This is a genomic window from Sphingopyxis sp. RIFCSPHIGHO2_12_FULL_65_19, from assembly GCF_001830555.1.
Classification (GTDB): domain Bacteria; phylum Pseudomonadota; class Alphaproteobacteria; order Sphingomonadales; family Sphingomonadaceae; genus Sphingopyxis.
The window spans coordinates 41177-48843 of the sequence record NZ_MIAM01000049.1 but is presented as its reverse complement, the minus strand read 5'-3'; the positions used below and the strand labels follow the sequence as shown (position 1 = coordinate 48843).

Genomic DNA, 7667 nt, shown 5'->3' with positions numbered 1-7667 from the left:
CCGCCGCCACATCGCCTTCGTCGGGCCGCAGCAATCGCCGCAACGCCAGTTCGACGAGCGCCGCGACGGCTTCACCGCGACCCTCGCCGCGCACGGCCTCGCCCCGATCATTGCCGAGCCGCCCGCCGCCGCCGACCGCCACGCACAGGGCGTCGCCGCGGTGCAGGCCTTGCTGGCCGCGCATCCCGAAACCGATGCGATCTTTGCCGCCTCCGACATGCTCGCGCTGGGCGTGCTCCAGGGGCTCAAGGACGCCGGCCGCCGTGTTCCGCAGGACGTCGCGCTGATCGGCTTCGACGGTATCCGCGCCGGCACCCTTGCCGACCCCGCGCTCACCACGCTCGAACCCGACCTCGACGCCGCGGGCGAGGCGCTCGTCGCCATGGCGCTCGAAGACGACGAACGGACGCGCAGCGGCACGCGCATTCCGGTCCACCTGGTCGTTCGCGGCACCGCCTGATGCGCGGCATCCCTGGGGTTACCGTGACTTAACTCCCGGAAAAGTAACAATTCGTTATCTAAGCGGTTGCTACCCTTGGGGGCGGGGCAGAAAGCGGTGGTGTGAACGGACAATTTTTCATTTCCTTGCTCAATCCGGGCATCGGCTTGCTGTTCGCGACCGCTTTTTTCCTGCTGTGGCTGAATCGCCGCGAGCGTTATGTCGCCTATGCCGCGGGCGCCTACACCGCGTCGGCGATCGCGTTCCTGATCCTGGATGTCGGCCCGGTGCTGCCGATGGAATTGCAGCGGCTGCCCGCAAACATCGGCTTCCTCGCGACCGGCGGCCTGTTTGCCGCCGCGATCATCAAGCGGTACGACCTGCCGGTGCCCTGGCGCACGATGGCGGTGACCTCGGCGGTGTCGATTGCCGTCTTCCTCTGGTTCCTGCTCGTCCATCCCAGCATCGCCGGGCGCATCCTGTCGATCAGCATCGGGGCGGGGGTCATTGCCGCGACGGTCGTCCGCGCCCTCTGGCCGATCGACAAGCCCTATCTGATCGACCGCGTGCTGTTCTGGGTCGCGGCATTTTCGGCGCTCAATCTGATCATCCGCCCCATCGTGCTGTTGTCGCTGCGCGGCGGGTTCGACAATTATGTCGGATTCCAACAATCGATTTACTGGACCACGGTCCAGTTCACACAGGCAATGGTGTCGATCGCTGCGGCGATCAGCCTGATGGTCGCGGTCGCGATCGACCAGATTGCCGAGCTTCGCCGGCAGGCCGATGACGACAATCTGTCGGGCCTGCTCAACCGCCGCGGGTTCGAGGCGCAATCGGGCGACACCCTCCGTCGCTGCATGAAGGACGATCGTCCGGTCGCGCTGATGGTCGCCGACCTGGACCAGTTCAAATCGATCAACGACAATTACGGTCACGCCGTCGGCGACGCGATCATCGCCGCATTCGGCGCCCACGCCCGCCGGATCGGCCCGGCCGACATGATCGCGGGTCGCATCGGCGGCGAAGAATTTGCCTTGCTGGTCCCCGGTGCGGGGATCGAGGCGGCGCGCCAGTTTGCCGAGGCGATTCGCGCCGGGCTCGCCGCCGCCTGCACCGATCGCATCCCGGCCAAATTATGTCCGACGGTCAGCATCGGCATCGCGATCGGGGCGCCGGGCACCGACCTCGCGGCGCTCATGGCCGACGCCGACCAGGCCCTTTATGAAGCGAAACGGACGGGGCGCAACCGCGTCCGCGCCTTCACCCCCAAGCCGGTCCGCCTTGCCGCGCGCGGGCAATAATTGCGCGCGGCGGCGACGGGGAACGGGTGCGCCGAACGGGTGGGGGCCGACCCGGCGTGACTAAGATAATCTTTACCCGTCCCCGATAACCAGCAAGACGGGGACCGAGGGGGAAAACATGTTCAGCGTCCTCGAATGCGTTGTCTATCAGCATGACCTGCGGCTGGTTCTAATTGCCGCACTGGTGTGCATCCTCGGCAACATCTGCCTGTTCGTCATTCTCAACCGATCGACCTTCTGCGTCGATACGCGCCGTCGGCACTGGCTGGTTGTCGCGGCGATTGCGCAGGGCGTCGGGGTGTGGGCGACGCATTTCGTCGCGATGCTGGCCTATCGCGGGACGATGCCGATCCGTTTCGATGCCAGCCTGACCCTGTTGTCGGTCGCGATCGCGATCGGATTTTTCTGGGGTGCCTTACGCTGGCTCGGGGCCGCGCCGACGGCCCGCGATTGCGCGATTGCCGGCGCGGGTGCCGCGGTCGGGGTCGCGGCGATGCACTTTACCGGCATGGCGTCGATCATCGCGCCCGCACGCGTCACCTATGACCTGGTCCCGATCCTCGTGTCGGTGGCGCTGTCCTGGGCCTGTTTCTCCGGCGCGCTCCTGGTCTTTTCGCGCGCGTCCGGGTGGCGCAAGGTCGCGCTGCCCGCGACCTTGTCGGTGCTTGCGATCGTCGCCCTGCATTTCACGGCGATGTCGGCGACGACGCTGGTGCCCGACCCGACCCGCGGCGCCGATCTGGCCGCTGATGCCAGCCGCGACTGGCTGGTGCCCGCGATCGTGTTTGCCAACGCCGCGCTCGTCGCCCTCGCGCTCACCGGCTCGCTCGTCGACCGCTGGCTCACCGACGCGCACGGCCTGGCCGAAGCGACGCTCGAGGCGCTGGCGATCACGCACGACGACCGGATCGTCGAGGTCAACGGCCAGCTGTGCGACCTTGTCGGGGTCAGCAGCGGGGCCTTGCTCGGCAGCGCGCCGGGTGACTGGTTCGCGGCGGTCGACGGCGGCCCCTTCGCGATCCCCGCCGGCCAGTCGGCGGAGGCGCGGTTGCGGGGCAGTCCCGACGAGGACCAGATCCTCGAAATCGCGACGCGGACGATCGAATATCGCGGCCGCAGCTGCCAGGTGATCGCGATCCGCGACCTGTCCGACCGCAAGCGGGCGCAGCGCGCGATCGAGCATCTGGCATCGCACGACGCGCTGACCGACCTGTCGAACCGCGCCCATTTCGCGCACGCGCTCGACGCGGCGATCGACGCGCAGGAGCCGTTCGCGCTGCTCGCGCTCGACCTCGACCGGTTCAAGGCGGTCAACGACATCTTCGGCCATGGCGCGGGCGACGAGATATTGCGCCGCATCGCCGACATTCTTCGCGCATCGGTGCGCGGCAACGACCTGATCGCGCGCATCGGCGGCGACGAATTTCTGATCATCCAGAAATCGGTCTCCAGCCCCGATGACACCCGCAAGCTGGCCGGCCGCATCCTCGAAAATGTCGCGATCGAGATGGACGTGGCGCACGATCCGATGGCGGTCGGGATCAGCATCGGCGTCTCGCTGTTCCCGCAGGACGGCCATGATGCCGAAACGCTTCAGCGCAACGCCGACACCGCGCTTTACCGTGCCAAGAACAACGGCCGCGGCCACGCCGCCTTTTTCGATCAGGAGATGGACGAAATCGCGCGCGAACGACGCGCGCTCGAACATGACCTGCGCCATGCGATCACGCGCGGCGAGCTGTATCTGGTTTTCCAGCCGCTCGTCGCGACCGCGTTCGGCTCGGTGGTCGGCTATGAAGCGCTGCTGCGCTGGCAGCATCCCGAACGCGGCGACATCGCGCCCGACGATTTCATCCCCGTCGCCGAAGAAATCGGCGCGATCGTCCCGATCGGCGAATGGGTGCTGCGCCAGGCATGCGCCGTCGCGGCGGCCTGGCCCGATAATGTGTCGGTCGCGGTCAATGTGTCGACCGTCCAGTTCCAGGTTCCCAACCTGCCCGCGATCGTCCGCGACGCGCTGACGCAATCGGGGCTCGATCCCCACCGGCTCGAGCTGGAGATCACCGAAACCGCCTTCATCCGCAACCGGCAGAGCGCGCTCAGGATCCTGCACGAAATTCGCGCCATGGGGGTGCGGATCGCCATGGACGATTTCGGCACCGGCTATTCGTCGCTAAGCAATCTCAAGGCGTTTCCGTTCGACAAGATCAAGATCGACAAAAGCTTCGTCAGCTCGATCGACGACGACGATGCGGCGCGCTCGATCGTGCGCGCGATCGTCGGCCTGGGGCGCAGCTTCAACATGCCGATCGTTGCCGAGGGGGTAGAGACCGAGGGCCAGCGCCAGATGCTCCTCGACGAAGGCTGTCCCCAGGCGCAGGGCTATTTCTTCGGCTATCCCGCCAGCGACCCCTATGCGGCGCCCTTTGCCGCAGGTGCCGCAGGCACCGCGCGCGAAGCGGGGGCAGAGGGCTGATCCGGCGGCCATCGCGGCCGCCGCCACCTCCGTCCCGCCGCCACCCCCGTCCTGCCGCCGCCGCCGCCGCCGGGAGGGGGGGGCGCGCGCCGCCCTATTCCTCCCCGTCGGCCGGCCCGCCGCATTCTTCGCACAACAGCCGCCCCCATCCGCGCTGCTTGCGCAGGATGGCAAGCCGCGACAGGATCGCCTCGTCGGTCTCTTCGGACGTCGGCCCCTGCGACTTGCCCCCGTCCGGATCGTCGCGGAACCCGTCGAAGACCATGCCGCCGAAATATTCCGCGCGCGACAGGAAACGGTGCCGCACCGCTTCGGGCAGCTCATAGGCCGCGGCCTCTTCGGCGGTCAGTTGCACGTCGCGCCCGTTTTTCAGGTCGCCGCGCTTGATCAACAGCCCCAGCATCGCGTCCGACGGCACGATCCGCCGCTCGACCTCCTTGCCGTCCCGCAGGATCACCGTCTCGCGCCCCTCGACCGCGCGCTCGTAAGCGACCGCCTCCAGCCCGCGCAGCGCCCGCGCGATCGCCGCGTCGCACGCCTTGTCGAACGGAGGGAACAGCGCGCGCGATCGGTTGACCGACGTCCGGCTGACCCCCGCAATCCGCGCCGCATCGCTCACGCACCCCGTCTTGCCCAGCGTAGCCAGAAACACCCGCGTCCGCGCCGCCGTCCACCCGTCCGACCGCACGCGGAGGCCAGGCATGAAGGGATTGGAGTGCTTGGGCCCCTCCCGCCCCCCTTTGATCCCCTCCCGCTTGCGGCAGGGGAAGCGAGCCCCGGACTTGATCCGGGGTGCAGCGGGGTGGGCACCATCCCCCACGCTGTCCTTCTCCCCCGATTTCCCACGCGAACCCCGCGCCGCCTTACGCCCCATAGCTCAACCTCCCGAATCACCTTGGAATGAATCGGAACGGTTTTGAACCTATTTGGCTAATGTAGGAAAGAGGTAATATCTACCGATTAAAGAGTTCATCTTGCAGTTCGACAGGCGCCGGAGCTCTCTTTTCGAACTCAAATCCTTTAATGTTGCCGATATCCCGGACAACACGAGTGATGTGGTGGCAAGTGTTTATCCCGCGCCAAACTTTCGCCGTGCCCAAGGAGGCAACACCTTTCGAGCACCGATAAATCTGCTCGTCGGCCTTGGAGAAATCTTGCCCAGCAAATTTACCGCTCGACACGATCGCTTCGCAAACCTTCCGCATGGCTGAACCATGCGAACCAGTATTGGGGCCGCGCTGAACCAGCCAGCCATCTTCCGTCGCATACCTGATATGACGAATTGCCATCCCGCCACCGCCGCCGAAAGAAAGCTTAGAACAATCAGCAGCGTAGTCCCCGAACATCATGTGCTCGGCGGTAGTTGGGTCAAAATTTACTGCCCGCTTCCACGCAAGCCATTCGGTGCGAGGAACAATGTAATGGCCATTCGGGTCCGCGGGATTCTTTTCTGGATAATTGGTGCCCTGAAACACGATACTTTGCCAGAGCGCCAAAGCCTGTAGATCGTCAAGCGCAGCCCCGATAATGGGCGCTACAAAATCCGGCTGTGACAAGTCAGCATCGTGAAAGTCCACTGTGACCACACACTGGGCAGCGTCAATATCTAGCTGTTCGAGCACATCGACGGCACGCTGCAACCCTGCCCTATCGGCCAGATCGCTTGAGGACACCGTCAGACCAAATTTGATAGCAGCGTCATCGTTCAAGGCGTCCTTGAACGCGGCAATTTCCAAGGCTCCCAAATCGGATAGACTTGCAGAAGGAATCGCCCAGACGTCTGCCTTCCTCGCTCGTTCAAACATATGGGGGAGCCAGGACGACATCCTATCTCGGCCAAACTCGTCCAGAAGATAGCCTGAATCGATAAGTACCGGCTTTTTGGACCATACCGGCGCAAGAGCGTGACTGATGTCCGGGACAGGTTCAGCCATGGGAATTTTTGTTTGCAGAGCGTCATCACGCTCATTTGGCGGAGGCACGATCATGCGCGGCAAGATGCGCCCGGCAATATCTGCGGCGAGATCGCCAACACCAATCAACTCACCGGCCTTCATGCGGAGAGCAGGAGCGTAAATAGGCTTCTGATGATTCATCATAGAGGAAACCCTTCATCCGACAGGAATTGCTTTCGCACAAGACCCTGTCCAATTTTGTTAGAAAATATCGAATAATTCTTCCGCTCCATCCTGATGCGACCAAACACAATGGCGGGATGGATGCCTAGTAAATTAGCAAACTTTTCAATTGGTTCGGGAGATTTTGCGATCCTTGCCGGTGAACGAACCCATGCCTCGGTAGGTATTAGCAAGCTTCCGGCAAAAGAATTCGCTTCCTGTTCTAGATCATCGAGTTCCTCAAAGGCAAGATCATCAAAGAAACCTGCCGACAGACCAGTCCTGTAGTGTAAAATTACGTGAGCCACTTCGTGAAGTAGCGTGAACCAGAAATTATCTATTGAATCTCGACATATAGTCATTCCTATTACGGGAATGTCGTCTGCCCTGAAAGATGCTCCGTCGAACGGAACACCCTTTATATGCGCCTCTATGACGAGAACGATTCCATGCTCTAAGAGCAATTCTTGCGCCCTGCGCGGGCCGTCATCCAGAACGCTCAATCTGACTAAATCTATAAGCCAAGAGAGATTTATCGGCCGATACTTTGGCCTCGCTTCTTCAATGACGCGCTCAGCGCGACGAGTGACCTGCGCTTTCCACGAAAGCAAAGACCAGTCTTGTGCCCGATCGACCGTTTTTAAGCCCGTCCTAAGTAGCGACGGCGTTCCATAACGGCTTACATGGTCACCCACTAGGCGGACCAATGTCGAGATAGCCTTCTCGTCCTCCTGATCTTGGCCATCCAGCCACTTATGACCGCGAGCATGCCGGACAACCTTCATAAGATCGTCGGTTGTCACATCATATGTATATTCCCAATCACCCCGAGGGCGGAGCTCGTCCAGCCGCAGCCGCACGCCCAGTGTTTGCGCTACTTTTTGATAGTTCGAAAGTGTAATTGAACGATACTTTTCCGATTCCCAACGTTGAATAGCCTGCTCCCTAAGTCCTAGCTTCCGAGCGAGGTCCTTTTGGGAAAGCCCTCTCATAATCCGGGCGACGATCAGAAACGCGCCAGGGTCATTCCCGGCGCGATCGCGGATGGATTCATACTCACCGGACTTAGCGGCAGAAAAAGCTCGTAGCGCATCTGCCAGTTCATGGCGCTCAGCCAAAAAGGACCGACGCACAGCTTCTACGACTTCGTGAGGGAGGCCAGCCATTATTGACCTCAGAATTTGCTCCGAGGATAAGGCACCATCAAGCTCGGCAACTGTGCCGGCGATCTCTCGTGCTTGGCGGTCGTTAGATATCAGCGCGTCAGACGACATGGGTCACCAATGACACAACACATATGTTGTGTAAAGAGCTTCGCGACAAATTTTCCG

Annotated in this window: 6 protein-coding genes; 3 read left to right on the top strand and 3 right to left on the bottom strand. The window is 62.6% G+C overall.

Going from position 1 to position 7667, the window contains the following annotated elements:
* The 3 genes from A3E77_RS13625 to A3E77_RS13615 all read left to right on the top strand — a co-directional run.
* Positions 1–460 (top strand): substrate-binding domain-containing protein (locus tag A3E77_RS13625; protein WP_293646846.1); only part of this gene is annotated, 460 nt, incomplete at its 5' end.
* 101 nt (positions 461–561) lie between these two features.
* Positions 562–1743, top strand: a complete 1182-nt coding sequence (locus A3E77_RS13620) for a GGDEF domain-containing protein (RefSeq protein WP_293646844.1) — start codon at positions 562–564, stop codon at positions 1741–1743.
* A gap of 118 nt (positions 1744–1861) precedes the next feature.
* Positions 1862–4219, top strand: a complete 2358-nt coding sequence (locus A3E77_RS13615; protein ID WP_293646842.1) for an EAL domain-containing protein — start codon at positions 1862–1864, stop codon at positions 4217–4219.
* Positions 4220–4313: 94 nt separating this feature from the next.
* Here A3E77_RS13615 and A3E77_RS13610 read toward each other — a convergent pair whose 3' ends face one another.
* From A3E77_RS13610 to A3E77_RS13600, 3 genes are all read right to left on the bottom strand, one after another.
* Positions 4314–4922 (bottom strand): hypothetical protein, encoded by a 609-nt coding sequence (locus A3E77_RS13610; protein ID WP_293646840.1) that lies wholly within the window; start codon positions 4920–4922, stop codon positions 4314–4316.
* Between the two features lie 250 nt (positions 4923–5172).
* Entirely contained in the window at positions 5173–6315 is a 1143-nt protein-coding gene (locus A3E77_RS13605; RefSeq protein WP_293646838.1) for a beta family protein, read from the bottom strand.
* Positions 6315–7610, bottom strand: coding sequence for an XRE family transcriptional regulator (locus A3E77_RS13600; RefSeq protein ID WP_293646836.1), 1296 nt, complete (start codon positions 7608–7610; stop codon positions 6315–6317). Before A3E77_RS13600 ends, A3E77_RS13605 begins: the two co-directional genes overlap by 1 nt.
* Positions 7611–7667 lie beyond the last annotated feature (57 nt).

Coding starts and splice junctions, on each gene's coding strand:
- A3E77_RS13615 (WP_293646842.1), top strand. CDS start 1,862: ATGTTCAGCGTCCTCGAATGCGTTGTCTATCAGCATGACCTGCGGCTG.
- A3E77_RS13610 (WP_293646840.1), bottom strand. CDS start 4,922: ATGCCTGGCCTCCGCGTGCGGTCGGACGGGTGGACGGCGGCGCGGACG.
- A3E77_RS13605 (WP_293646838.1), bottom strand. CDS start 6,315: ATGAATCATCAGAAGCCTATTTACGCTCCTGCTCTCCGCATGAAGGCC.
- A3E77_RS13600 (WP_293646836.1), bottom strand. CDS start 7,610: ATGTCGTCTGACGCGCTGATATCTAACGACCGCCAAGCACGAGAGATC.